The sequence below is a fragment of the Arthrobacter sp. TJ-263 genome, from assembly GCF_058269155.1.
In genome coordinates this window covers 75,365-99,402 of sequence record NZ_JBZCNE010000002.1, presented here as the reverse complement: position 1 = coordinate 99,402, position 24,038 = coordinate 75,365, and the positions used below count along the sequence as shown (strand labels likewise).

Genomic DNA, 24,038 nt, shown 5'->3' with positions numbered 1-24,038 from the left:
GGCCGGGCCCGTCAGAGGGACGGCAGCGCTCCGACGGGCGGCAGTCCGTCCAGCGTCCGGCCGAGCACCGAGCTCGCCACCCACAGCGACCGGTCGGCGTCGCCTTCGTGTCCGTGCGCCAGGTAGGACAGCGCGTTGCGGACCTCGCGGACCACGGTCCACCCCCGGGCCAGCTCGGCATCGAGGCCCGCGGCCGCCGCCAGCGCCCGGCAGTGCGCCTGCAGGTGGCCGGCGGGGTCGGCAGGATCGAGTTCGGTGAGCCTGTTCCACAGCATGGGGGCCACCGCGTACTCCGCGTCACCCAGCACGGGCTTCGGATCGATCGCGACGAAGTCCCCGAGGCGGTCCGGCGAGGACGGCAGGAGATTGTCGTAGTGCAGGTCCGAGTGCACGAGGACGTCGCGCTCCGACCGCCGGCCGAGGACTCCGCGCGACTGGCAGACCTCCAGCGCGGCCTCCATGAGCCAGCGGGGGAACGGCTCGCCGAGGTCGTCCCACTGCGCGGGCAGCGTGTCCGTCCACTGCTCGGCCTCCGACGCCAGGTGGGGGAAGACCGCCCAGGACGCACCGCCGTCGGGCCGGACGCACAGCTGCCGCAGCACCGCCCCCCACGGCGCGGGGGTCTCGTCGAGCGGCACGTCCCGCAGCGAGTGGTCCCCGTCGAGGCGCTGCAGCAGCAGCGCGTAGTCGGGGCGCGACGACGCCAGCAGGCGGACCGCGCCCGTCCCGTCCCACAGCGTCAGCGCATCGGGCTCGGGCAGGGCCTCGTCGTGGGGGATGCTCAGTTTGAGCACGGCGTCGGGCGCACCACCGGTGCGTTGCAGCACCGGCACGACGACGGCGCACCGGCCCGCCCAGGCGGCCTGTCCCGGACGGAGGTCGAGGTCCAGGTTCCAGGCGTCGAGTTTCTCCGCGAGGAGACCGTGCCACGAGCGGGTCCATCGGGCACCGCCCTCGATCGTCCTCGCGGAGTGGACCAGGGCCGGCGGGAGGTCCGGGAGGTCCGCGAGCCGGCCGGCGGCCGACGACCGCCCGCTCGTCCCGGCCCCGGCGTCGCTACCCACCGGGCTGCTCCGTCGCCCGCACGGGAACCTTCTCGGGAGTCTGCGCGGGGGCGGCGTCCGGTGCCGGAGCGCTGCCGGCCAGGCCGGGGAGGGCTTCCAGCGGCGCGCCGGCGTCGAGGCTGCGCTGGGCGGCAGCGCTGAACGAGGTGACGGCCCAGGCCCGGGCTTCGGGACCGACCGTCGCGATGAGGCCCGCGTACAGCTCGGTGTGGTCCTGCTCGATCGCCTGCATCGCGGCGACGGGATCGTCGCGGAAGTCCGGCCCGATCGCATAGCCGGCCGGCGTCGGGTCCGTGGGCACGCACAGGGCGGCGAGGCGGTCGGCCGCGGCATCCGCTGCCTCCCGGTGGGTGGACGCCGCGTCCAGGGCCCGCGCGGGCTCCGGGATCAGTGCTGCAGCGACCTCGTACGCGTACCGCGCCTGATCCTCCGCGGTCCTCGCATTGAGGAGGGCCTGGCGGTCGGCGTCGGGGCCGAGCGGGGTCCCGGCGCACTCGGCGGGAGTCGTGGGAACAGGAGCCGTGGGAACAGGAGTCGTGGGAACAGGAGCGGTGGGAACAGGAGCGGTGGGGACGGCGGACCCGGTGGGTGCGGCGCCGGCCGGTCCTGTCGGTGCGGCCAGGGCCGCGAACGGGCCGGTGCCGGTGGCGAGGTCGACCGGGGACAGCGAGCCGGCCGCGGGCAGTCCTGGGTCCATCCCCAGGGTGTGGCCGAGCTGCAGGGCGTGCCGCCATTGGTTCACGCCGGCGGCCGCGAGCACGCGGCCGGGACCGGGGTCCGCGAGGGCTGCGTCCCGAAGGCTCCGGAGTGCGCTGTCGCGCAGGGCCGTCAGCACGGCGGGCGCATCGGCAGGCGCGGCGTCGGCCGAGCCATCGGTGCCCGCTGCCGGGGCCGTCGCGGGACCCGGGCGGTCCGACTGACCGTCCGGATGCGGGGTGGCGTGGGGCAAGGAACCGTCCTCCGTCGTCGGACCGGAGGAGCGCGGGAGGGCGACGGCGTCCGCCTGCTCGTCGAGGTCGACGGCGACCGCGGCCAGTTCCGCCGTGGTCCCCGGGGGCAGTCGGGGGTCCGCAGCCGCCCTGCGCGCCCGGTCGGCGGCGGCACGGTAGCGGTACTCGGCGTCGAGCTGCGCCTGTTCGGAGACGGAGTGGACGCGCTCCTGCGGCTCCGGGGACCGGACGCCCAGCCCGACGCCGACCACGAGGAGCATCACGGCGAAGAGACCGACGAGGCCCAGGGAGCGCCGCGCCAGGCGTCCGGCGCGGGATCCGCGGCGTCCTCCGCCGCCCTGCTGCCTGTCCGTCTCCGCCCGCTTCATCACAGTTCCCGATGATGTCATGGCGCTCCCCGTTTCGGCCGCCGATACCGCCGGTGCCGCGGAATGTCGGTACTCTTGGAGCACAACATCATCGAGTGGGAGGCAGCCATGGCGGTCCGGTCCGGGAACGAAAATCATGCCTCGACCAGCAGGTCGGCCTCAGAGGTCGAACTGCAGGCCGAAGCGCAGCGCCTCAGGACCAGACTGAAGCCGGTGGTCGACCAGCACAACCTGTACCTGGAGGACGTCGAGGTCAAGGTCGCAGGGTCCCATCGCACGGTCCACGTCGTCGTGGACCTGCCCGAGGAGAGCACGGGGAGCGTCGGTTTCGATGTGATCTCCGCCATCTCCACGGACCTCTCCACGGCGATGGACAGCCTGGAGGACGACGATCGTCCGTACAACCTCGAAGTGTCGTCCCCCGGGGTCTCCCGTCCCCTCACCGAACCGCGGCACTGGCGCCGCAATGTGGGGCGCATGGTCGAGGTGAAGCCCGTGACCGGCGACGTGATCCTCGGCCGCCTGCAGGAGGTGTCCGACACCGGGATCCGGCTGATCCCGCAACTGCCGGTCAAGAAGGGCATGAAGCCCAAGCAGGGCGAGCCGCTCGCCCTCGAGTTTTCCAAGATCCGCAAGGGGACCGTGCAGGTCGAATTCGCGCATCTCGAGGATGAACACCACGATGACAGCGATGGGGCCGATCCGGAGATCTCCGGCGCCGTGCACCACGCGTAAGGAGACCCACATGGATATTGATATGAGCGCGCTGAGACTCCTCGAGCACGAGCGCGAGATCCCCCTCGACAAGCTGGTTCCCACGATCGAGCAGGCACTGCTCATCGCGTACCACCGCTCGCCCGGCTCCCACGAGACCGCCCGCGCCGAGCTCGACCGCCGGACCGGGCACGTCACCATCTGGGCGACGGAGAAGGACGAGGACGGCGCCCCCGTCGGCGAGTTCGACGACACGCCCACCGGCTTCGGACGCATCGCGGCGAGCACCGCACGCCAGGTCATCCTCCAGCGCCTGCGGGATGCCGAGGACGACAACATCCTCGGGGAGTTCCGCGGCAAGGAAGGCGAACTCGTCGCCGGGATGATCCAGCAGGGCACCAACCCGCACATGATCCAGGTCAACCTCGGCTCGGTGGAGGCGGTCCTGCCTCCGCCGGAGCAGGTGCCGGGGGAGAAGTACCTGCACGGAACCCGGTTGCGCGCGTTCGTGGTCGACGTGCACCGCGGCATGAAGGGACCCTCCATCACCCTGTCCCGCTCGCACCCCGGCCTCGTGCGCAAGCTCTTCGAGCTGGAGGTGCCCGAGATCGCCGACAGGACGGTCGAGATCGTCGCCCTCGCCCGCGAAGCCGGGCACCGCACCAAGATCGCGGTGAAGGCGAACATCCCGGGCGTCAACGCCAAGGGGGCCTGCATCGGCGAGATGGGCAGCCGCGTCCGTGCGGTCATGAACGAGCTGAACGACGAGAAGATCGACATCGTGGACTACAACGACGACGCCGCCGCCTTCATCGCGAGTTCACTCTCGCCGTCGCGCGTGACCTCCGTGACGATCACCGACGAAGCCACCCGCTCGGCGCGCGTCGTCGTCCCGGACTACCAGCTCTCCCTGGCGATCGGCAAGGAAGGCCAGAACGCCCGCCTCGCCGCCAAGCTCACGGGCTGGCGGATCGACATCGTGTCCGACGCCGCGCAGCAGGCCGCGTCGGCGAAGGCCTAGGCCGGCGGGTCGGGCAGCGGCATCGGAAGGGGTAGAATGGAAGGGACTGCTGCCCAGTCGCGCCCGGAAGTGGCTGTACGCCGCAACGATTCCGGGCACCGACCGATGGACGCACATCCGATACGCACCTGCGTGGGATGCCGCCGGCGGGACCGCCAGTCACACGTGATGCGGGTTGTTGCACGACCGATCGACGGCCAGATTACTGCCGTCATCGATGAGCGGCGCCGGCTATCCGGACGGGGTGCTTGGCTGCACCCCGACCCGGCATGCATGGAAACAGCGGTCAAGCGGAAAGCCTTCAACAGGGCCTTCCGCGGGCCGGTGGACACTGCCCAGTTCGCAGCGTCCTTCCACGCATACCTGGAGCGTCGAGACGGACGCCCCGTACCCACCGTCCTCCCTGAAAGCGGGTCAGTACCCTCATGGAAACCCGATGAGCACCCAGCGATGAGTGCGCAACGATGATCAATCCGTTGCGCTCGGCATTCGATCTGCCAGACGCGCTTGCGACTGGGATCAGCAGTAGGAAATAGACGGTTCGTGCCTGACTCGGTGCGGACCGAGACAGGAGAAATGTGGCCAAGGTCCGCGTACACGAGCTCGCGAAAGAGCTCGGTATAACCTCGAAGGACGCAGTTGCAAAACTGCAGGAACTGGGCGAATTCGTCCGTTCCGCGTCATCCACCATTGAAGCCCCCGTCGTGAAGAAGCTTCGCGGCGCCTTCCCGAATGCCGGCGCCTCCCAGGCCGCGGCAGCCCCCGCACCGACGCGACCCTCGGCGCCTTCGCCGGGTCCGAAGCCCGGTGCCGCCCAGGCGGCTCCCGAGACGCCCGCACCGGCTGAGCCCGCAGCACCGCCCGCCCCGGCCCCGGCCGCGCCGGCTGCACCCCAGGCGTCGCCGTTCTCCAACGGCTCCGTTCCCGCTCCGGCAGCACCGGAAGCCCCGGCTCCGGCCGCACCGAGCACCCCTGCACCGGCAGCGCAGGACGCATCCGCGTCGGCGCAGCAGACCCCCCGGGCCGAGGACTCGAGCGAGGGCACCCGTCCCGCGCCCCGTCCGGCAACCCCTCCCGCCGCACCGTCGGCGGGGACGACGCGCCCGTCGGGTGCCCGTCCCGGCGGCGCACCCCGTCCCGGCAACAACCCGTTCGCGCCCTCACAGGGCATGGGCTCGCGCCGCGGCGACACCGATCGTGGTGCCGAGCGCGGGTCGGATCGTCCCCCGCGTCCGGGCAACAACCCGTTCGCCCCGTCGCAGGGCATGCCCCGCCCCGGTCGTCGTGACGATGCACAGCAGCGTCCCGCCGCCGGCGCCGGTGGACCCCGTCCGGCAGCCGGTGCGGGTGGACCCCGTCCGGCCGCCGGTGCCGGTGGACCGCGTCCCGGCGCTCCGCGTCCGGGTGCACCCCGACCCGCAGGAGCCCCGGGCTCGCGTCCCACTCCCGGCATGATGCCGAACCGCACCGAGCGTCCCGCCGCCCCCGGCCGTGGAGCCCCCGGTGCCGGAGCCGGTCCGCGCCGCGGACCCGGTGGAGCACCCAACAGCCCGAGTGGGGCACCCGCCGGCGGCGGCTTCGGCAAGGGCGGCCGCGGACGCGGCGGCACGGCCGGCGCCTTCGGCAAGGGTGGCGCCGGTCGCGGCAAGCAGCGCAAGTCGAAGCGTGCAAAGCGGCAGGAACTGGAGCAGATGTCGGCTCCTTCGCTGGGTGGCGTGAGCGTACCCCGTGGAGACGGCAACACCATCGTCCGCCTGCGCCGCGGTTCGTCCATCACGGACTTCGCCGACAAGATCGAGGCGAACCCCGCCGCACTGGTCACCGTGCTGTTCCACCTCGGTGAGATGGCGACGGCGACGCAGTCCCTCGACGAGGACACCTTCCAGGTGCTCGGCACCGAGCTGGGCTACCTGATCCAGGTCGTCTCGCCCGAGGACGAGGAGCGCGAGCTCCTCAGCAGCTTCGACATCGACTTCGATGCGGAGCTGGAAGCCGAGGGCGACGAGCAGCTCGAGGCACGTCCGCCGGTCGTCACGGTCATGGGCCACGTCGACCACGGTAAGACGCGACTGCTCGACGCCGTCCGCAACACCAAGGTCGTCGAGGGCGAGCACGGTGGCATCACCCAGCACATCGGTGCCTACCAGATCCAGCACGTCCACGAGGACGCGACCCGCGCCATCACCTTCATCGACACCCCCGGCCACGAGGCGTTCACCGCCATGCGTGCCCGTGGTGCGAAGGTCACGGACATCGCGGTGCTCGTCGTCGCGGCCGACGACGGCGTCATGCCGCAGACGGTCGAGGCGCTGAACCACGCACAGGCGGCCAACGTGCCGATCGTCGTGGCCGTGAACAAGATGGACAAGGAAGGCGCGAACCCGGACAAGGTGAAGGGCCAGCTCACCGAGTACGGCCTCGTTCCCGAGGAGTACGGCGGCGACACCATGTTCGTGCACGTCTCGGCGCTGCAGGGCATGGGTATCGACGAACTCCTCGAGGCCGTCCTGCTCACCGCCGACGCCGCGCTGGACATGCGGGCCAACCCGAACAAGGACGCCCGCGGTATCGCGATCGAGGCGAACCTGGACAAGGGCCGCGGTGCGGTTGCCACCGTCCTCGTCCAGTCCGGAACGCTGCACGTCGGTGACACCATCGTCGCCGGCACGGCCCACGGTCGTGTGCGGGCGATGTTCGACGAGAACGGCGACGTCGTCACGACGGCGGGACCCTCGCGTCCTGTCCAGGTCCTGGGCCTGTCCAACGTGCCCCGTGCAGGTGACACGTTCTTCGTCACCGACGACGAGCGCACCGGCCGCCAGATCGCCGAGAAGCGTGAAGCGGCGGACCGGAACGCGGCCCTCGCGAAGCGCCGCAAGCGCATCAGCCTCGAGGACTTCGACCAGGCGGTCGCCGAGGGCAAGGTCGACACCCTCAACCTCATCCTCAAGGGTGACGTGTCGGGTGCCGTCGAGGCCCTGGAGGACTCGCTGCTCAAGATCGACGTAGGGGAAGGCGTGCAGCTGCGCGTCATCCACCGTGGCGTCGGTGCCATCACGCAGAACGACGTCAACCTGGCCACTGTCGACAACGCGATCATCATCGGCTTCAACGTGAAGCCGGCGGAGCGCGTGGCGGACCTCGCCGAGCGTGAAGGCGTCGACATGCGCTTCTACTCGGTCATCTACGCCGCGATCGACGACATCGAGCTGGCCCTCAAGGGCATGCTCAAGCCGGAGTACGAGGAGGTGCAGCTCGGTACCGCAGAGGTCCGCGAGGTGTTCCGCTCCTCGAAGTTCGGCAACATCGCCGGTTCGATCGTCCGTTCGGGCATCATCCGACGCAACACCAGGGCCCGTGTCCTGCGCGACGGCAAGGTCATCGGAGACAACCTCTCCGTGGATTCGCTCAAGCGCTTCAAGGACGACGCCACGGAGGTCCGTACGGACTTCGAGTGCGGTATCGGCCTCGGTTCGTTCAACGATGTCAAGGAAGGCGACACCATCGAGACCTTCGAGATGCGGGAGAAGCCCCGCGCCTAGCAGGTAGGCAGGTCGGGCGCCCTGGTCCTCCAGGGCGCCCGACCCGTCGGACCGCCGGAACCCCTCGCGGATTCCTCTTCAGACCAGCTTCAGTAGGAGTAACAGCAATGGCAGATCCGGCCCGCGCCGCGCGGCTCGCGCAGCGCATCAAAGTCATCGTCGCCGAGGCGCTGCGGCGCCGCGTGAAGGACCCCCGGCTGGAAGCCGTGACCATCACGGACTCCCGCGTCACGAACGACCTCCAGCACGCGACCCTGTACTACACCGTGCTCGGCGACGCGGAGGAGCAGCAGGCCACGCGGATGGCGCTCGAGTCCGCCCGCGGCGTCCTGCGGTCCGAGGTCGGCAAGAACATCACGGCACGCCTCACGCCGACCCTCGAGTTCGTCCCCGACGAGGTGCCGGTCAACGCCAGCCACCTCGAGGAACTCCTGCAGAAGGCGCGCGAGCGCGACGCCGAAGTGGCGGCGATCGCGCAGGGCGCCAACTTCGCGGGTGACGCCGATCCGTACCGCACGTCGGAGGACGACGAGGCAGCGCGCTAGTCCCTGACCCGTCCTGGATTACGACGCACAAGGCAGCCGACCCCACGGGGCGGCTGCCTTTCGCGTCCCCGGAGCCGGTCAGGTCCGCGGCGGGGAGGGGAGCCGGGAGAGTCCTTCCACGAGCTCCTCCGTCCGGCCGCAGAGGGCGATCCTCACCCATCCCTCGCCGCGGGCGCCGAAGGCCGTGCCGGGGGCGAACGCCACCCCGTGGTCCGCGAGGAACGAGCGCGTCCAGGCACGGACGTCACCGCCGCTCGCGTGCGAGAGGTCGGCCCACAGGTAGAAGGCGCCGCGGGCGTCCAGATAGCCGATGCCCAGACCGTCGAGGACCGCGGTCGCCGCGTCCCGGTTGGCACGGTAGTGCCGCAGCGCCGTGGACACGTAGTCCTGGGGCCCGGTGAGGGCGGCCACGGCGGCATACTGCGACGCCGCGGAGACGCAGGACACCGTGGCCTCCATGATGTTGCTGAGCAGCGGCTCCATGCCCGGCGGAGTGACGAGCGCCCCGATCCGCAGGCCCGTGAGGCCGTAGGTCTTGGACAGCGTCAGCGACGTGATGACGCGTGGCTCTCGGGCCTCCGGTACCGCCTCCGGCCCGCCGGCGTCGAAGCGTGCCGGGCTGACGTGGGGGACGTCGTAGGTGAAGGCCTCGTAGCATTCGTCGGACACGACCCACAGATCCTGTTCGTGCGCGAACCGCACGAGCTCGCGCGTGAGTTCGTGGTCGAACACCGAGCCCAGCGGATTCGAGGGGGAATTCAGCAGGAGGACCTTCGTCCGTCCGGTGACGAGTCCCCGCAGGTCCTCGATCCGCGGCTGGAAATCGTGCTCGGGCACCAGGGGGTAGGGCACCGGCACGCCGCCGAGCAGGCCGACGGTCATGGTGAACGTGGGATATCCCGGATCCGGGAGGAGCACCTCGTCCCCTGCCCCGATCAGCGTGCTCAGCGCCAGGTGCAGTCCCTGCTGCGCGCCGGCGACGACGAAGACGCGCGACGGATCGTCGTCGACCCCCGACGTTTGCGCGAACCGTCCGGCGAAGGCAGCCCTGGCCGGCGCGATCCCGGCGTTGGGGGTGTAGTTGGTGTCGTCCCTGTCCAGCGCGGCCATCCCCGCCTCGAGGACGTGCCGTGCCACCGGGAAGGCCGGCTCGCCGATGCTGAGCACGATGGCGTCGGGTGTGGCCCAGGCCGCCTGCGTGATCTCGCGGATCTGGTTGACCGGGACGTTCACCACGTGGGCTGGAGGGGAGGGCATACGGAGGATGCTATCGCGCACAGGGGGTCCCGATACGGACCATATACTGGGAGGCGTGAATGCCGGGCAGGTCCACTCAGGGCTGATCATCGTGGACAAGCCGCAGGGCTGGACCAGTCATGACGTCGTCGGGCGCCTGCGCCGACTCGCCGGGACGCGGAAGGTCGGCCATGCCGGCACCCTCGATCCGATGGCCACCGGGGTCCTCGTCGTCGGGATCAACCGCGCCACCCGGCTCCTGACCTTCATCGTGGGCACCACCAAGACGTATACCGCCACCATCCGGCTGGGACAGTCCACCCTCACCGACGACGCCGAGGGCGAGGTCACCGGCGGGAGTATCGCCGCAGCGGTGACGGAGGAGGAGATCCGCACCGCCGTCGCCGCGCTCACGGGCGAGATCCAGCAGGTCCCGAGCAGCGTGAGCGCCATCAAGGTCAAGGGCGAGCGATCGTACGCACGGGTCCGCTCCGGCGAGCAGGTCGACCTCCCCGCGCGTCCGGTGACCATCCACCGCTTCGACATCCACGCGATCCGCCGCGCGAGCAACGGCCGCCTCCAGGACGTCGACGTCACCGTCGAGTGCAGCTCCGGGACCTACATCCGTGCCCTCGCCCGGGACCTGGGTGCGGCGCTCGGGGTGGGCGGCCACCTCACGGCCCTCCGACGGACCCAGGTGGGCCCGTACACCATCGGGCAGGCACGCACCCTGGAGCAGCTGGCCGAGGAGCTGGAGGTCCTCCCGCTCGACGACGCCGGGCGGGCCCTGTTCCCGGTCAGGGAACTCTCGGACACCGAGACCGCCGACGTGTCCCACGGCCGGAAGGTGGCACCGAACACGGACCCGGACGAAACGGTCGCGGCTTTCGCGCCGGACGGCACGCTCGTTGCGTTGCTCGAGAACCGCGGGGGAGCGGCCCGGACCGTCCTGGTCTTCGCTCCGGGCGGCAAGGAGTAGGCGTGGATCCCTTCCTCCTCGTCGGCGTGATCGTGTGCGCCGTCTCCGCGGCACTCTGCCTCGGGGCCGGTGTGCTGCGCCGGCCGCCCAACGACATCACCATCCTCTCGATCGCCGCCGTGGAACTCTTCCTCCTCGCCTACGCCGTCGGAGCCGTGATCCGGCAGCTCGCGGGGGAGCCGGTCCTCGGGGAAGCCTGGGAGTTCTGGGGCTACCTCCTCACCGCGCTCCTCGTGCCCGTCGGGGCGTTCTGGTGGGCCATCCTCGAGAAGACCCGCTGGAGCAATTTCGTGCTGGCCGCGGCGGGGCTGACGGTCTTCGTCATGCTCTTCCGCATGGAGCAGATCTGGGACGGGGTGGCTGGACTGTGACCAGGCAGAGGAGCAGGCAGGGGAACGGGGCAGCATCCGCCGCGACCGCTCCGGACGGCGCCGGCCGCGCGAGCGGGCCCGGGCGGCTCCTGATCGCCGTGTACGGCGTGTTCGCCCTCGCGGCGACCGCCAGGGCCGGGTTCCAGATCGCGACGAAGTTCGGTGAAGCCCCGCTCGCGTACCTGCTCTCGGCGGTCGCAGCCGTGGTGTACATCGTCGCCACCGTTTCCCTCGCACGGCCCGGCGCCCGGGCGTACCGGATATCCGTCATCGCCGTGACCACGGAACTCGTGGGCGTCGTCGCGGTGGGGCTCCTCAGCGTCTTCGACGCACAGGCGTTCCCGAGCGAGACGGTGTGGTCGGCCTTCGGCCGCGGTTACGGGTTCGTCCCGCTCATCCTGCCGGTCCTGGGCCTTCTCTGGCTGCGCAGGAACCAGCCGGGCCGGACCCCGCGCGACGGCAGATCGTAGCCGAACACGTGGTCCGGGGGATTCCGTCGCATCCGCCCCTGGGCGCACGCCGCACCGTGAGAGTATGGCGGAAGAGCACCATCCAGCCTGCCTCCAGGGAGCCGACATGACCAGCAACACCCCCGAGCACGACAACTCCTCCGCGCCCGGCGGGCGGCCCGCGGGGTCCGACGCCAACGGGCGCGACGGCGCCGGATCGGCCCCCTCCTCGTCGCGCGCCGCGACCCCCGCGACCGGTAGCGGGACCTCGGGCACCGGGACATCGGCCTCCGGGCCGGCGGCGGGCACCAGGGCAGGCACCCCCACGTCCGGGGCCCCGGCCAAGGGGAAGAAGGCAGGCAAGGCAGCGTCCACGGGTGGCGACTGGAACGTATTCCGCACCGTCGTCGTCCTGGTGGGACTGGCCCTCGCCGCCTTCGGCGTCTACTACCTGATCCTCGGCACGGCCGGCCTGCCGGACACCGAGGGCACCCCCGTCAACCCCACCCTCGAAAGCCAGTTCCGGTTCTACTCGGCCATGATGGTGGGTGTCGGCGCGGCCTTCATCACCATCGCCATCAAGTTCCAGTGGGCCAACATGCTCTGGCTGGTGTGCCTCATGGTGTTCGTCGGCGGTATCGGACGCGTCCTGTCGTGGGCGTTCTCCGGCACCCCCAACTACCTCCTGATCATCCTCATGGTCATCGAACTGGCCTTCCCGGCGGCCCTGCTCGTCTGGCACAAGTACATCGCGAAGACCAGCGAGCTCCGCAAGGAGTTCTCCCAGCGCGCCTAGCGGGGACCGCACCCCGGGAGCGGGTGCGCGATGCCGTGCGGGACGGGGCCGTCGGCCATAATGGGATCGGCGATCGACCCGCCGGACCACACCGCGGTCCCGGGGGTCCGGCCGAATCGCGAAGGAGATGCGTGTACTACTGGAGAGACCTGGACAGCGTGCCCGAGGACTTCGGGCCCTCCGTCCTGACGCTCGGCAACTTCGACGGCGTGCACCGGGGGCATCAGCGCGTCCTGCAGCAGGTCGTCGAAGCGGCGCGGCAACGATCCGCTGCGGCCGTCGTCGTGTCCTTCGACCCGCATCCCGCACAGGTCCACCGTCCCGACTCCGCGCCGGAACTGATCATGGGGCTCGACGACCGCGTCGAGACCCTCGCCGAGACCGGCATCGACGCCCTGCTGATGATGCACTACACGCTCGACCTCGCCTCCAATTCGCCGGAGGAATTCGTGGAGCGCGTGTTCGTGCGGGCGCTCAGGGCCAAGGCCGTGGTCATCGGCCACGATGTCCGGTTCGGCAGGGGCAACAGCGGGGATCTCGACACGATGCGTGAGCTCGGCCGCACCCTCGGCTTCGAGGTCATCACCATCGACGACTTCGGTGCCAGCTATCCGGCGGATGCCACGGACGCCGACGGCGACCGTCGCTGCTCGTCGACCTGGGTCCGTGAGGCGCTGGTGGCCGGTGACGTGGGGACCGCGGCGCGCGTCCTCGGACGGCTCCACCGCATGCGCGGCGAAGTGGTGCACGGGGCGGCCCGGGGCAGGGAACTCGGTTACCCGACGGCGAACCTGGCCCCGTCCGCGCAGGGGTTCATCCCCGCCGACGGCATCTACGCTGGCTGGCTCATCGACCAGGCGGGGACGCGCTGGCCCGCCGCCATCTCCGTCGGATCCAATCCCACGTTCGACGGCGTGGACCGCCAGGTCGAGGCGCACGTCATCAACCGTCCGCCGGAACGTGTGCAGGATTTCGACCTGTACGGGCAGTCCGTGGTCGTCGAATTCGTCGAGCGGCTGCGCGGGCAGGTGACCTACACGGGGCCCGAGGCGCTGATCGAGCAGATGAGGCTCGACGTCGACCGCGCGCGCGGCCTGCTTTCGACAGAACATCAGCCCAGACGCTAGACTTGGGGAAGATCCGGCTGCAGTCCGTGGTGGCTGGATTTTTCTGTGTCGTCGTGCAAGCGATGCTCAGCACATGTTCACGGTACAACTCTAGGAGTTACTCGTGGCCCTTGACGCCGCCATCAAGCAGGAAATCATCAAGGAATACGCTCTGGCCGAAGGTGACACCGGTTCACCCGAGGTGCAGATCGCGATGCTTTCCCGCCGTATCCTCGACCTGACCGAGCACCTGAAGATGCACAAGCACGACCACCACACGCGTCGTGGCCTGCTTCTTCTCGTCGGTCGTCGCCGTCGCCTGCTGGACTACCTGCGGGACACCGACATCACGCGCTACCGGTCGCTCATCGAGCGCCTGGGTCTGCGTCGATAAGTAGCATCGGAAGGCGGCACCCTCTCCCCGGGAGGGGGAGCCGCCTTCTTGCTGGACACAGCATCGAAGTACCCCACGCATAACAGGAGTCAACCGGCACCACGCATTCGCGGTCCTCGGTAGTGGTCTCCGGAACGCCGGACCGGCAGTTCCGTGGATCTCGATCGAAGACCGGGTGCTGTGGGCCGTCCATGAGGGACGGGCCACGTCGGGTGCCGATTGCCTCCGCCTACCAGGAAACGGAGGTGACTCTCTTGGAGGGTCCCGAAATTCAGTTCGCCGAAGCAGTGATCGACAACGGTCGCTTCGGAACACGCCTCGTCCGGTTCGAGACCGGGCGTGTCGCCCAGCAGGCCGCCGGCTCCGCCATGGTCTACATCGACGAGGACACCGCGCTGCTCTCGGCCACGACGGCCGGGAAGCACCCGCGCGAAGGCTTCGACTTCTTCCCGCTGACCGTCGACGTCGAAGAGCGCATGTACGCCGCGGGCCGCATCCCGGGCTCGTTCTTCCGTCGCGAAGGCCGCCCGTCGACCGAAGCCATCCTGGCCTGCCGCCTCATGGACCGCCCGCTGCGCCCCGCCTTCGTCAAGGGACTGCGCAACGAGGTCCAGGTCGTCGTGACCATCCTCGCGATCAACCCGGACGTCCGCTACGACGTCGTCGCCATCAACGCGGCGTCGATGTCCACGCAGCTCTCCGGCCTGCCCTTCTCGGGACCGATCGGTGGCGTCCGCGTCGCCCTCGTCTCCGACGGCAGCGGCTCCGACCAGTGGATCGCCTTCCCGAAGCACTCCGAGCTCGAGAACTCGGTCTTCGACATGGTGGTCGCCGGGCGCATCGCCGGTGACGACGTCGCCATCATGATGGTCGAGGCCGAGGCCACCGACAACTCGTGGACCCTCATCAAGGAGAACGGCGCCACCGCCCCCACCGAGGAGATCGTCGCTGACGGCCTCGAGGCCGCCAAGCCGTTCATCCGCGCGCTGTGCGAGGCGCAGGCCGACCTCGCGGCCCGCGCCGCGAAGCCGACCGTCGAGTTCCCCGTGTTCCTCGACTACCAGGACGACGTCTACGCCGCCGTCGAGTCCGCCGGAGCCGAGAAGCTCGGGCAGGTCTTCCAGATCGCCGACAAGCAGGAGCGCGAAAGCGCCTCCGACGCCCTCAAGGGCGAGCTCATGGACGCCCTCGGCGCCCAGTTCGAGGGACGCGAGAAGGAGCTCTCCGCAGCCTTCCGCTCGCTGACCAAGGCCGTCGTCCGCCAGCGCATCCTCAAGGACCAGGTCCGCATCGACGGCCGTGGCCTGAGCGACATCCGCAAGCTCACCGCCGAGGTCGAGGTCCTGCCGCGCGTGCACGGCTCCGCCATCTTCGAGCGCGGCGAGACCCAGATCCTGGGTGTCACCACGCTGAACATGCTCAAGATGGAGCAGCAGATCGACTCGCTGTCGCCCGTCACGCGCAAGCGCTACATGCACAACTACAACTTCCCGCCCTACTCCACCGGTGAGACCGGCCGCGTCGGTTCGCCGAAGCGCCGCGAGATCGGCCACGGAGCACTGGCGGAGCGCGCCCTCGTGCCCGTCCTGCCCACCCGCGAGGAGTTCCCGTACGCGATCCGCCAGGTCTCCGAGGCGCTGAGCTCCAACGGCTCGACGTCGATGGGCTCGGTCTGCGCCTCCACGCTGTCGCTGCTCAACGCCGGTGTCCCCCTCCGCGCGCCGGTCGCCGGCATCGCCATGGGCCTCGTGTCCGACGTCGTCGACGGCCAGACCCGCTACGCGGCGCTGACGGACATCCTCGGTGCCGAGGACGCCTTCGGCGACATGGACTTCAAGGTCGCCGGAACGTCGGAGTTCGTCACGGCCATCCAGCTGGACACGAAGCTCGACGGCATCCCCGCGTCCGTGCTCGCCGCCGCCCTGAAGCAGGCCCGCGAGGCGCGCCTGCACATCCTGGGCGTGCTGCAGGCCGCGATCGACACCCCGGACGAGCTCTCCGAGTTCGCACCCCGGATCATCTCGGTGAAGATCCCCGTGGACAAGATCGGCGAGGTCATCGGCCCCAAGGGCAAGATGATCAACCAGATCCAGGAGGACACCGGAGCGGACATCTCGATCGAGGACGACGGCACCGTGCTGATCGGCGCGACGAACGGCGAGTCGGCGGAAGCCGCCCGCGCCGCCGTCAACGCCATCGCCAACCCGCAGGTCCCCGAGATCGGTGAGCGCTACCTGGGCACGGTGGTCAAGACCACGACCTTCGGCGCCTTCGTCTCGCTCACCCCCGGCAAGGACGGCCTGCTGCACATCTCCGAGCTCCGCAAGCTCGCCGGTGGGAAGCGCGTCGACAACGTCGACGAGATCGTCTCCGTGGGCCAGAAGATCCAGGTCGAGATCACCAAGGTCGACGACCGCGGAAAGCTCTCGCTCTCGCCCGTCGTCGCGGAGGATCTCTCCGAGGACGCCGGCATCGAGCTGCCCGAGGCCACCGAGGGCGACGACTGACCTGTTGCCCCGCTCGTCCTGAGCACCGTACGGCCCCGACGCCGATCGATTCGATCAGCGCCGGGGCCGTCTGCCGTTCCCTGCCCAGTCGACAGACCAGAAAGACCAGGATGTCCCTGTCCTCCGTAGTGTCCCTTCCCCTGCTGCCCACCACCCACACCGGTGCGGAGGGTGCCGATCCCACGTTCGTGGCCGGTGATCCCGGCGGCAACGTGGTGCGGCGCAGCGTGCTGCCCGGCGGCGTGCGCGTGCTCACCGAGGCGATGCCGGGCCAGCGCTCCGCGACCATCGGCTTCTGGGTGGGCGTCGGGTCCCGCGACGAGGCCGACGGCCAGCACGGCTCCACCCACTTCCTCGAGCACCTGCTGTTCAAGGGGACCACGCGTCGCAGCGCCATGGACATCGCGTCCGCCTTCGACGAGGTGGGCGGCGAATCCAATGCCGCCACCGCGAAGGAGAACACCTGCTACTACGCGCGGGTCCTCGACTCGGACCTGCCGATGGCCATCGACGTCATCGCGGACATGGTCACCTCCGCCGTGCTCGACCCCGAGGAACTCGAGCAGGAGCGCGACGTCATCCTCGAGGAGATCGCGATGGACAGCGACGATCCCGCGGACGTGGCGCACGAGCGGTTCGTCGAGCTGGTGCTGGGGGAGCACCCCCTCGGCCGGCCGATCGGCGGAACCCCCGAGGCGATCCGCGCGGTGCCGCGCGAGTCCGTCCTCGCCCACTACCGCCGCTACTACACGCCCGCCGAGCTCGTCGTCACCGCCGCGGGCGGGTTGGACCACGACGTCGTCTGCCGTCTCGTGCAGGAAGCGCTCGTGTCCGCCGGGTGGACCCTCGACGAGGGTGCCCTGCCCGTCCCGCGCCGCCGGACCACCGAAGTGCCGGTCAGGGGGGCGACGGGCGTCCACGTGATCCGGCGCGCCGTCGAACAGTCGAACATCCTGATCGGATGTCCTTCCCTCACGGCGACCGACGAGCGCAGGTTCGCGATGAGCGTCCTGAATGCCGTCCTCGGGGGCGGCATGTCCTCGCGGCTGTTCCAGGAGATCCGCGAGAAGCGCGGCCTCGTCTACTCCACCTACTCGTTCTCGGCGGCCTACGCGGACGCGGGCTACTTCGGCATGTACGCGGGGTGCTCGCCGGCCAAGACCGCCCAGGTCATCGATCTGCTCGGCGCCGAACTGGACCGGCTCGCCGCCGACGGCATCGACGCCGAGGAGCTCCGCAAGGCCGTCGGGCAGCTCTCCGGCGGACTGGTCATGGCCCTCGAGGACAGCAGCTCCCGCATGTCGCGGCTCGGCCGGTCCGAGCTCGTCTCGGGCGAGTTCGTCGACATGGACACCTCCCTCCAGCGCATCCGGTCCGTCACCGCCGAGGACGTCCAGGCGCTGGCCCGGGAACTCGCCGCGGCGCCGCGCACCACGGTCGTCGTCGGGCCTTTCGACTCGGAAGCCGACCTCGCCGGGTAGATGCCGGGGCCCCGCCGCAGAACGGATCAGCGCAGGCCGGGCATGCTGCTTCCCTTCCTGGAGGTGCGGTCCACGATCACGGACCGCACGATGCCCTCTTTACAGGCTAACTACTTAGATAGACAATCTAGTCATGGATGTCCCGAGTGCCGATCGCCCGACCCCGGGCAGCGTGGACTGGCCGAGCGACTGGCTGCGAGCCACGCTGGGTCTCCTGGCCCTTCGCGCCCTGTCCGCGGGACCGTCCTACGGCTACGCCATCATCAGCGAGCTCGAGCGTCACGGGTTCGGCACCATCAAGGGCGGGACGCTGTACCCGCTCCTGTCCCGCTACGAGACCGCCGGGCTGGTGACCACGGAATGGCGCGCCGGCGACGGAGGCCCCGGCCGCAAGTACTTCGCACTGACGGATCAGGGACGCGCCGAACTCACCCGTCTGTGTGCTGACTGGCGGCGTTTCGCCGACACCAGTACCGGTTACCTCGACCCCGAGCGGCTCACGAAGGAGACCCCGGCATGACGCAGGAGACCAGCGACAAGAAGTGGTTCGATCAGCTCGTCATGGAACTCCGCCTGCGCCAGGTGCACGGGAGCGCCATCGGTGACACCGTCGCAAGCGTCCGGGAACTCCTCGGCGACACCGGCCAGCGGGCCGAGGAGGCGTTCGGGCCCGCCCGGGACTACGCAGCCGCGCTCGAGCTCCCGGCCGCACCGAAGCACGACTGGATCCGCACCGCACTGCGGCCGTCGCTCCTGGGGCTCCTGGCCTTCCTGCTCTTCAACCAGGCGGTCGTGTCCTGGACGCGGTCGGAGCTGCTGCTGGTGTCCCCGGCGCAGGCGGCCTTCCTCGCCACGCCGGTCGTGCTTGTCGCTCTCCTGCCGTTCTACCTCGACGCCGTCGTCCGTCGCATCCGGGTCTGCGTGGCCCTTGCCGCTGCCTGTGCTGTGGCGGGGATCCTCTCGGCGGTCGTGACCCCCACGAACCAGGCCGAGGCCTGGCTGTCCATGGATCCGCTGCCCTGGGTGGTCGGCAGCGCCCTGGTCATGGTGGCCCTGTCGATCACGAACACCGTCCGGTCATCCCGCCCGGGGAGCGCCGACGACGTCACCGATCCGCTCTCCGGGACGGCGGACGGCACCGGGACGGGGGCGCGGCTCATGGTCCAGGTGACCGACTGGCTGTTCCCCCTCCTCGCCCTGGCCATGCTCGGCCTCGCGCTGTCCTTCCGCTAGGTCAGCAGGGGGTCCTTCACCGCCTGGGCCCGTCCTCCGTGAGGGAGTAGCCGGCTCTTCCCGGCGCCCCGGGTCAGTACATGATGCCGGGTACTGTTGAAGATGCGCAGGAGCAATGACCGCCGAACCGTCCGAAGCACCTGCGCGACGACGCCGTTCCATGACCAGGAGACACCCACCGTGCCGACCCCCGCCCCCGCTCCCAGCGCGACGCCCGACACGACGAAGGGCCTGAGCCTGCCGAACCGGATCGCGATCGGCCTGTTGGCAGCCGCCGCCGTCGTCGTCGGCCTGGTGCTCCTCTTCAACGCGCTGGGCGCGGACGACAGCCCGACGGCCGGTACGACCGCTGCGGAGGTCGTGCGTGAGGACAGCCACCGCCTGTCCCAGGCGCCGGACGAGAAGGCCGTGCTGGTCGAGTTCCTCGACTTCGAATGCGAATCCTGCCTGGCCGCATACCCCGTGGTGGAGGACCTCTCCGAGGAGTACGGGGAGAACCTGACGGTGGTCTCCCGATACTTCCCACTGCCCGGCCACCCGAACTCCGAGACCGCGGCCGCGGCCGTCGAGGCCGCCGCCCAGCAGGGCAGGTTCAAGGAGATGCACGCGCGCATGTACGAGACACAGCCCGAGTGGAGCCACACCTCCGAGGACAGGTCGCCGGTGTTCCGGGGCTTCGCGGAGGATCTCGGCCTGGACATGGCGGCCTACGACGCAGCGATCGCCGACCCGGCGACCATGGAGCGCGTGAACGCCGACAAGAACGACGGCATGGCGCTGAACGTCGAGGGGACCCCGACGTTCTTCCTCGAGGGACGGAAGATCCAGCCGGCCACGCTCGAGGAATTCCGCAGCCTCATCGAGACCGCCATCGCGGACTGAGCATCATGGCTCACACCACCAGCGACGTCACATCATCCCCGGGAAGTGGGCAGGATGACGTGTCCGTGCCCGGGTTCGCGCGCAGGGTCCCGTTCGGGGCCATGCTCGTCGCCACCGGTGTCATCGGGTGGGCCGCCGCCGGGATCCTGATCCTCGAGAAGCTCGAGCTCTACCGGAACCCCGACCACGTGACCAGCTGCGACATCAACCCGTGGGTGTCCTGCGGGCAGGTCATGGAGACCTGGCAGTCCGAGCTCTTCGGCTTCCCCAACCCGTTCATCGGGCTCGTGGGCTTCACCGTCGTCATCACGACCGGCATGGCCCTGCTCGCCGGGGCGCGGTTCAGCCGCTGGTACTGGGTGGGCCTGCAGGTGGGCGTCACCCTCGGTGCGGTGTTCGCGGCCTGGCTGTGGAGCCAGGCCCTGTTCGACATCCACATCCTCTGCCTCTACTGCATGGTCGTGTGGTCGGCGATGGTTCCCCTGGTCATCCTCACCACCGTCCGCAACCTGGTCCACGGCATCATTCCCGCCCCCGCCGGCCTGACGCGCAGCCTGGCGGCCTGGGTGGCACCGATCATCGTCCTGACCTGGATCGCCGTCGCCGCCTCCGTGTTTCTCCGCTTCCTCCACGTCTTCACCTGAGACGCCGAGGGCCGGTGCCGGAGCGGACGCTCCGGCACCGGCCCTCACCGACGTCGTACTGTCGGTCGATGCCGCGGCCCTGCTAGCCGACGTAGGTGTACGAGCCGCCGGACACCGGGCGTCGGACCTCGGTGGTGACATAGCTGCCGAAGGTGGCGGGTGCGGGCCCGTTCGACGTGACGTAGGTGCCGGGCGCCCGGAAGCTCCTGGGTGTCGTGCGGCTCGTCGTGGTGTAGCTCCCGCCGAGCGGGGACGCCGGCAGCCTGCCGGGGGAGGCGGGGCGGACATCGGGGCGGGTGGTGGGGGCGATGAGGGTCAAGGGTTCTTCCTTCTCGGTCGATTTCGGGCATGACCGCACCAGGCTGGTGGGTGGGTGCCCGTACGGTGGGTCACCGGACCGATGATCGGCCGGTGGTTGGTGGGTGTTTCCCGGCTACGGGTCGTCGGTGGCCGAGGCGGCGGCGCGGCATTGCTCACACAAGCCGTTGAACGTCACTTCGGCGGCGAAGACGGTGAACCCGGAATCGTCGGACGGCTCCAGGCAGGGCGCTTCCCCGATCACGCAATCCACGTCCCTGATGGTCCCGCACGCCACGCAGACGAGGTGGTGATGGTTGTCCCCGACCCTGCATTCGAACAGGGCGGGGGAACCCGGAGGATCGAATCGACGGACGATGCCGGCTCCCGTGAAGGCCGCCAGGATTCCATATACCGCCTGCGGGGACGTCCCGGACAACTCGTCCTTCACGCGGTCGAACACGCGTTCGGCGCTCGAGTGCGGGAGGTGCTGCAGGGTGCGCAGCACCGCGACCCGGGGCGCCGTCACCTTCAGCCCCGACGCCCGGATCGTGTGCTTTAGCACATCGATGTCGGGGACGGAAGTGGATGCAGTCGGCATGGTTACCACTGTACCGTTTGTTTTGAACTACTCAAAACAACCGTTGTTGAGAGTCCACCGTGAGGAGCACCGCATGACTGATGTCGCCAGCCAGCCGCCCGCCGAAGGGGACGACCGGCCCGTCCTGACCAACCGCCAGGGCCACCAGGTGTACGACAACCAGAATTCCCGGACCGTCGGTGCCCGCGGCCCGGCCACCCTGGAGAACTACCAGTTCCTCGAGAAGATCAGCCATTTCGACCGCGAGCGCATCCCCGAGCGCGTGGTCCACGCCCGCGGGTTCGTGGCGTACGGCGATTTCGAGGCCACCGGGAAGTGCGGTGACGAGCCGATCGCCACCTACACCCGTGCGAAGCTGTTCTCGGAACCGGGCAAGAAGACCGATGTCGCCATCCGCTTCTCCTCCGTCATCGGCGGCCGGGATTCGTCCGAGGCGGCCCGGGATCCCCGCGGCTTCGCGGTGAAGTTCTACACGGAGGACGGCAACTGGGACCTCGTGGGCAACAACCTCGCGGTGTTCTTCATCCGCGATGCCATCAAGTTCCCCGACGTCATCCATTCCCTGAAGCCGGACCCCATCACGTTCAGGCAGGAACCGGCCCGCATCTTCGACTTCATGTCGCAGACCCCCGAGGCCATGCACATGCTCGTGAACCTCTTCAGCCCGCGCGGCATACCGGCTGATTACCGCCACATGCAGGGATTCGGCGTCAACACCTACAAGTGGGTCGATGCCGATGGTGCCACCAAGCTCGTGAAGTACATCTGGCAGCCGCGCCAGGGCGTGAAGAGCCTGACCGAGGAGGACGCCGCCAACATCCAGGCGACGGACCTCGGCCACGCGTCGAAGGACCTGTACGAGGCGATCGAGCGCGGCGACTACCCGAAGTGGGACCTGTACGTGCAGCTGATGGACGACGGCGACCACCCGGAGCTCGATTTCGATCCCCTCGACGACACGAAGACCTGGCCGGAACAGGACTTCGAGCCGAAACTCATCGGCACCATGACGCTGAACCGGAACGTCACGGACCACCACAACGAGAACGAGCAGCTCTCCTTCGGGACCGGCGTCCTGGTGGACGGCCTCGACTTCTCGGACGACAAGATGCTCGTGGGGCGCACCTTCAGCTACAGCGACGCCCAGCGCTACCGCGTCGGCCCGAACTACCTCCAGCTCCCCGTCAACTCGGCGAAGAACGCCTCGGTCCACACCAACCAGGGCGGTGGCCAGATGTCCTACGGGACGGACCGGGCGCCCGGGCAGAACCCCCACGTCAACTACGAGCCCTCCATCACCGGTGGCCTGCGTGAGGGGCAGTACCCCACGCACGACGACCAGGGCCCGGAGATCCAGGGGCGGCTGACGCGCAAGCGCATCCCGCTCACCAACGACTACCTGCAGGCGGGCCAGCGGTACCAGCTGCTCGAGCAGTGGGAGAAGGACGACCTCGTCGGCAACTTCGTCACGCTCATCGGGCAGGCGGCACGCGCGGTGCAGGAGCGCATGGTCTGGCACTTCTACCTCGTCGATGACGAGCTCGGAGCACGTGTCGGTGAGGGCCTGGGCATCGGCGTCGACGAGGTCAAGGACCTGCCGCCCCTCGCGAGCCAGACCCTGTCCGAGGACGAGCTGATGCGATTGAAGAACCTCGGCAGCAACGGCCCCCGCGACGTCGAGGGACTGACCATGACGCACTGCGTGCCCAACGAGCACGTGGTGGTCACCCGCTGAGCGGACGGCCGTAACCAGCTGAACACCCGGACCCGACAGGCCCTACCCTGCGAAGGGTGGGGCCTGTCATCGGTCCGGGAGGCGGACAGTCCTACCGATCTGGGCCGGAGTGGGTCATGCTCAGGCAGGACCTCTGCTCGGACAAGGACTCACCATGCATGCAACACTGCCGCCCTATCGCCCCCTTCAGTCACTGCTAATCGTCGGTGCATCAGCGTGAGCCCGGCCGAAGCGCCGGTCAAGCCTGTCCTTGTCGGGTATGACGGCTCGGATGGCTCCCGCCGGGCGGTGCTGTGGGCGGCCCACCACGCGGCTGTCTCCGGACTGCCTCTCGTCGTCGTGCACTGCTGGGTCTGGCCGTTCTTCACCCAGGACCTCGGCCCGGTCGGCGACATCAAGGACAGCGGCCTCCAGCGGGCCGCCGAGCGCACCAGCGCCGAAGGCCTCGATCTCGCGAAGCAGGCGGAACCGGACCTCGAGGTCAGCGTGCGGCTCATCACCGGCTTTCCCTCAGAAGTACTCACCCGGCTCTCCGCCGACGCTGCCCTCCTCGTCACCGGCACCCGCGGGCTCGGCGGGTTCGCAGGCTTGGTCATCGGCTCGGTCAGCCTCCACCTCGCCGCGTCCTCCTCCTGCCCCATCGCGGTCATCCGCGAGGATCAGCCCGGCAAGGGCGACGTCCTGGTCGCGGTCGACGGATCACCGGAGAGCGATCGCGCCGTCACCGAGGCAGCGGTCCTCGCGACGACCCTGCACGCGCCGCTCCGCGTCCTCCACGTCCGGCCCTACACGCGGCACGCCCGGACGCGGCAGCCCGACCCGGAGCACGACCCCGTCATCCAGCAGGCCCTGAATCTCCTGCCTGCGGATACGGACCTCACCGTCATCGAGGACTCCTTCGCGGAACCGTCCGTCCCCGGGGTCATCATCCACCAGGCGCATCGGGCCGTCTGCGTCGTCCTGGGCGCGAAGGGCACCAACACGCTCGGTGCCCGCCTCGGGTCCACGGTCCACGCCGTCCTCCACCACGCCCGAGGCAACGTCATCGTCGTCCGGTAGGACATGTGTCCCGAAGCACGGCGAGAAGGACCGCCGATGCCGAGCTCGCTCGTCTTCGCCCTCG

General features: G+C 69.8%; 24 protein-coding genes. 19 read left to right on the top strand and 5 right to left on the bottom strand.

Annotation, left to right across the window (positions count from 1 at the left end):
• Positions 1-11: 11 nt before the first annotated feature.
• Complete coding sequence (locus AC4D2F_RS11115; protein WP_490910625.1) at positions 12-1,064, bottom strand: aminoglycoside phosphotransferase family protein; 1,053 nt, start codon at positions 1,062-1,064, stop codon at positions 12-14.
• Positions 1,057-2,403 (bottom strand): DUF4439 domain-containing protein, encoded by a 1,347-nt coding sequence (locus AC4D2F_RS11110; protein WP_490910624.1) that lies wholly within the window; start codon positions 2,401-2,403, stop codon positions 1,057-1,059. The genes AC4D2F_RS11115 and AC4D2F_RS11110 overlap by 8 nt, the downstream gene beginning before the upstream one ends.
• An 87-nt stretch (positions 2,404-2,490) precedes the next feature.
• Here AC4D2F_RS11110 and rimP point away from each other — a divergent pair, with 87 nt between their 5' ends.
• The 5 genes from rimP (at position 2,491) to rbfA (ending at position 8,204) form a co-directional block, all read left to right on the top strand.
• Positions 2,491-3,117: a ribosome maturation factor RimP gene (gene rimP / locus AC4D2F_RS11105; RefSeq protein ID WP_104168785.1), complete on the top strand. Its 627-nt coding sequence runs from the start codon at positions 2,491-2,493 to the stop codon at positions 3,115-3,117.
• Positions 3,118-3,127: 10 nt separating this feature from the next.
• Positions 3,128-4,117 (top strand): transcription termination factor NusA, encoded by a 990-nt coding sequence (nusA, locus tag AC4D2F_RS11100; RefSeq protein ID WP_104168275.1) that lies wholly within the window; start codon positions 3,128-3,130, stop codon positions 4,115-4,117.
• Positions 4,118-4,153: 36 nt separating this feature from the next.
• Positions 4,154-4,585, top strand: coding sequence for a YlxR family protein (locus tag AC4D2F_RS11095; protein ID WP_490910623.1), 432 nt, complete (start codon positions 4,154-4,156; stop codon positions 4,583-4,585).
• 110 nt (positions 4,586-4,695) lie between these two features.
• The gene (gene infB, locus AC4D2F_RS11090; protein ID WP_490910622.1) at positions 4,696-7,659 is read left to right on the top strand and encodes a translation initiation factor IF-2; all 2,964 of its coding nucleotides are present in this window, start codon (positions 4,696-4,698) and stop codon (positions 7,657-7,659) included.
• A gap of 107 nt (positions 7,660-7,766) precedes the next feature.
• Positions 7,767-8,204: a 30S ribosome-binding factor RbfA gene (gene rbfA, locus AC4D2F_RS11085; protein WP_104168272.1), complete on the top strand. Its 438-nt coding sequence runs from the start codon at positions 7,767-7,769 to the stop codon at positions 8,202-8,204.
• A gap of 78 nt (positions 8,205-8,282) precedes the next feature.
• Here rbfA and AC4D2F_RS11080 read toward each other — a convergent pair whose 3' ends face one another.
• Positions 8,283-9,461 carry a pyridoxal phosphate-dependent aminotransferase gene (locus AC4D2F_RS11080; RefSeq protein ID WP_490910621.1) on the bottom strand — a complete coding sequence of 393 codons (1,179 nt, stop codon included), beginning with the start codon at positions 9,459-9,461 and terminating at the stop codon, positions 8,283-8,285.
• A gap of 55 nt (positions 9,462-9,516) precedes the next feature.
• On the opposite strand from AC4D2F_RS11080, the gene truB reads away from it, so the two are divergent.
• From truB to AC4D2F_RS11020, 12 genes are all read left to right on the top strand, one after another.
• Positions 9,517-10,419: a tRNA pseudouridine(55) synthase TruB gene (truB, locus tag AC4D2F_RS11075; protein WP_490910620.1), complete on the top strand. Its 903-nt coding sequence runs from the start codon at positions 9,517-9,519 to the stop codon at positions 10,417-10,419.
• 2 nt (positions 10,420-10,421) lie between these two features.
• On the top strand, positions 10,422-10,790 hold the full coding sequence (locus tag AC4D2F_RS11070) for a hypothetical protein (protein WP_490910619.1): 369 nt from the start codon (positions 10,422-10,424) through the stop codon (positions 10,788-10,790).
• A gap of 89 nt (positions 10,791-10,879) precedes the next feature.
• Entirely contained in the window at positions 10,880-11,260 is a 381-nt protein-coding gene (locus AC4D2F_RS11065) for a hypothetical protein (RefSeq protein WP_490911091.1), read from the top strand.
• A gap of 106 nt (positions 11,261-11,366) precedes the next feature.
• The gene (locus AC4D2F_RS11060; protein WP_490910618.1) at positions 11,367-12,035 is read left to right on the top strand and encodes a DUF4345 domain-containing protein; all 669 of its coding nucleotides are present in this window, start codon (positions 11,367-11,369) and stop codon (positions 12,033-12,035) included.
• 131 nt (positions 12,036-12,166) lie between these two features.
• Positions 12,167-13,162, top strand: coding sequence for a bifunctional riboflavin kinase/FAD synthetase (locus AC4D2F_RS11055; RefSeq protein ID WP_104168268.1), 996 nt, complete (start codon positions 12,167-12,169; stop codon positions 13,160-13,162).
• 103 nt (positions 13,163-13,265) lie between these two features.
• Positions 13,266-13,535 carry a 30S ribosomal protein S15 gene (gene rpsO, locus AC4D2F_RS11050; protein WP_087072138.1) on the top strand — a complete coding sequence of 90 codons (270 nt, stop codon included), beginning with the start codon at positions 13,266-13,268 and terminating at the stop codon, positions 13,533-13,535.
• 254 nt (positions 13,536-13,789) lie between these two features.
• Positions 13,790-16,042, top strand: a complete 2,253-nt coding sequence (locus tag AC4D2F_RS11045) for a polyribonucleotide nucleotidyltransferase (protein ID WP_490911090.1) — start codon at positions 13,790-13,792, stop codon at positions 16,040-16,042.
• Between the two features lie 110 nt (positions 16,043-16,152).
• Positions 16,153-17,523, top strand: coding sequence for a M16 family metallopeptidase (locus AC4D2F_RS11040; RefSeq protein ID WP_490910617.1), 1,371 nt, complete (start codon positions 16,153-16,155; stop codon positions 17,521-17,523).
• Between the two features lie 133 nt (positions 17,524-17,656).
• The gene (locus tag AC4D2F_RS11035) at positions 17,657-18,043 is read left to right on the top strand and encodes a PadR family transcriptional regulator (RefSeq protein ID WP_104168265.1); all 387 of its coding nucleotides are present in this window, start codon (positions 17,657-17,659) and stop codon (positions 18,041-18,043) included.
• Positions 18,040-18,756 (top strand): hypothetical protein, encoded by a 717-nt coding sequence (locus tag AC4D2F_RS11030; RefSeq protein WP_490910616.1) that lies wholly within the window; start codon positions 18,040-18,042, stop codon positions 18,754-18,756. The genes AC4D2F_RS11035 and AC4D2F_RS11030 overlap by 4 nt, the downstream gene beginning before the upstream one ends.
• A gap of 180 nt (positions 18,757-18,936) precedes the next feature.
• Positions 18,937-19,638, top strand: a complete 702-nt coding sequence (locus tag AC4D2F_RS11025) for a DsbA family protein (RefSeq protein WP_490910615.1) — start codon at positions 18,937-18,939, stop codon at positions 19,636-19,638.
• Positions 19,639-19,643: 5 nt separating this feature from the next.
• Positions 19,644-20,282, top strand: coding sequence for a vitamin K epoxide reductase family protein (locus tag AC4D2F_RS11020; protein WP_490910614.1), 639 nt, complete (start codon positions 19,644-19,646; stop codon positions 20,280-20,282).
• An 82-nt stretch (positions 20,283-20,364) separates the two neighbouring features.
• Here the strand turns inward: AC4D2F_RS11020 and AC4D2F_RS11015 are convergent, their stop codons facing one another.
• Together AC4D2F_RS11015 and AC4D2F_RS11010 are read right to left on the bottom strand one after the other, a co-directional pair.
• Positions 20,365-20,601, bottom strand: coding sequence for a hypothetical protein (locus AC4D2F_RS11015; RefSeq protein ID WP_490910613.1), 237 nt, complete (start codon positions 20,599-20,601; stop codon positions 20,365-20,367).
• A gap of 114 nt (positions 20,602-20,715) precedes the next feature.
• Positions 20,716-21,180, bottom strand: a complete 465-nt coding sequence (locus AC4D2F_RS11010) for a Fur family transcriptional regulator (RefSeq protein WP_490910612.1) — start codon at positions 21,178-21,180, stop codon at positions 20,716-20,718.
• 73 nt (positions 21,181-21,253) lie between these two features.
• On the opposite strand from AC4D2F_RS11010, the gene AC4D2F_RS11005 reads away from it, so the two are divergent.
• Complete coding sequence (locus AC4D2F_RS11005; RefSeq protein ID WP_104168999.1) at positions 21,254-22,915, top strand: catalase; 1,662 nt, start codon at positions 21,254-21,256, stop codon at positions 22,913-22,915.
• A 216-nt stretch (positions 22,916-23,131) separates the two neighbouring features.
• Positions 23,132-23,974 (top strand): universal stress protein, encoded by an 843-nt coding sequence (locus AC4D2F_RS11000; protein ID WP_490910611.1) that lies wholly within the window; start codon positions 23,132-23,134, stop codon positions 23,972-23,974.
• Positions 23,975-24,038: the final 64 nt, after the last annotated feature.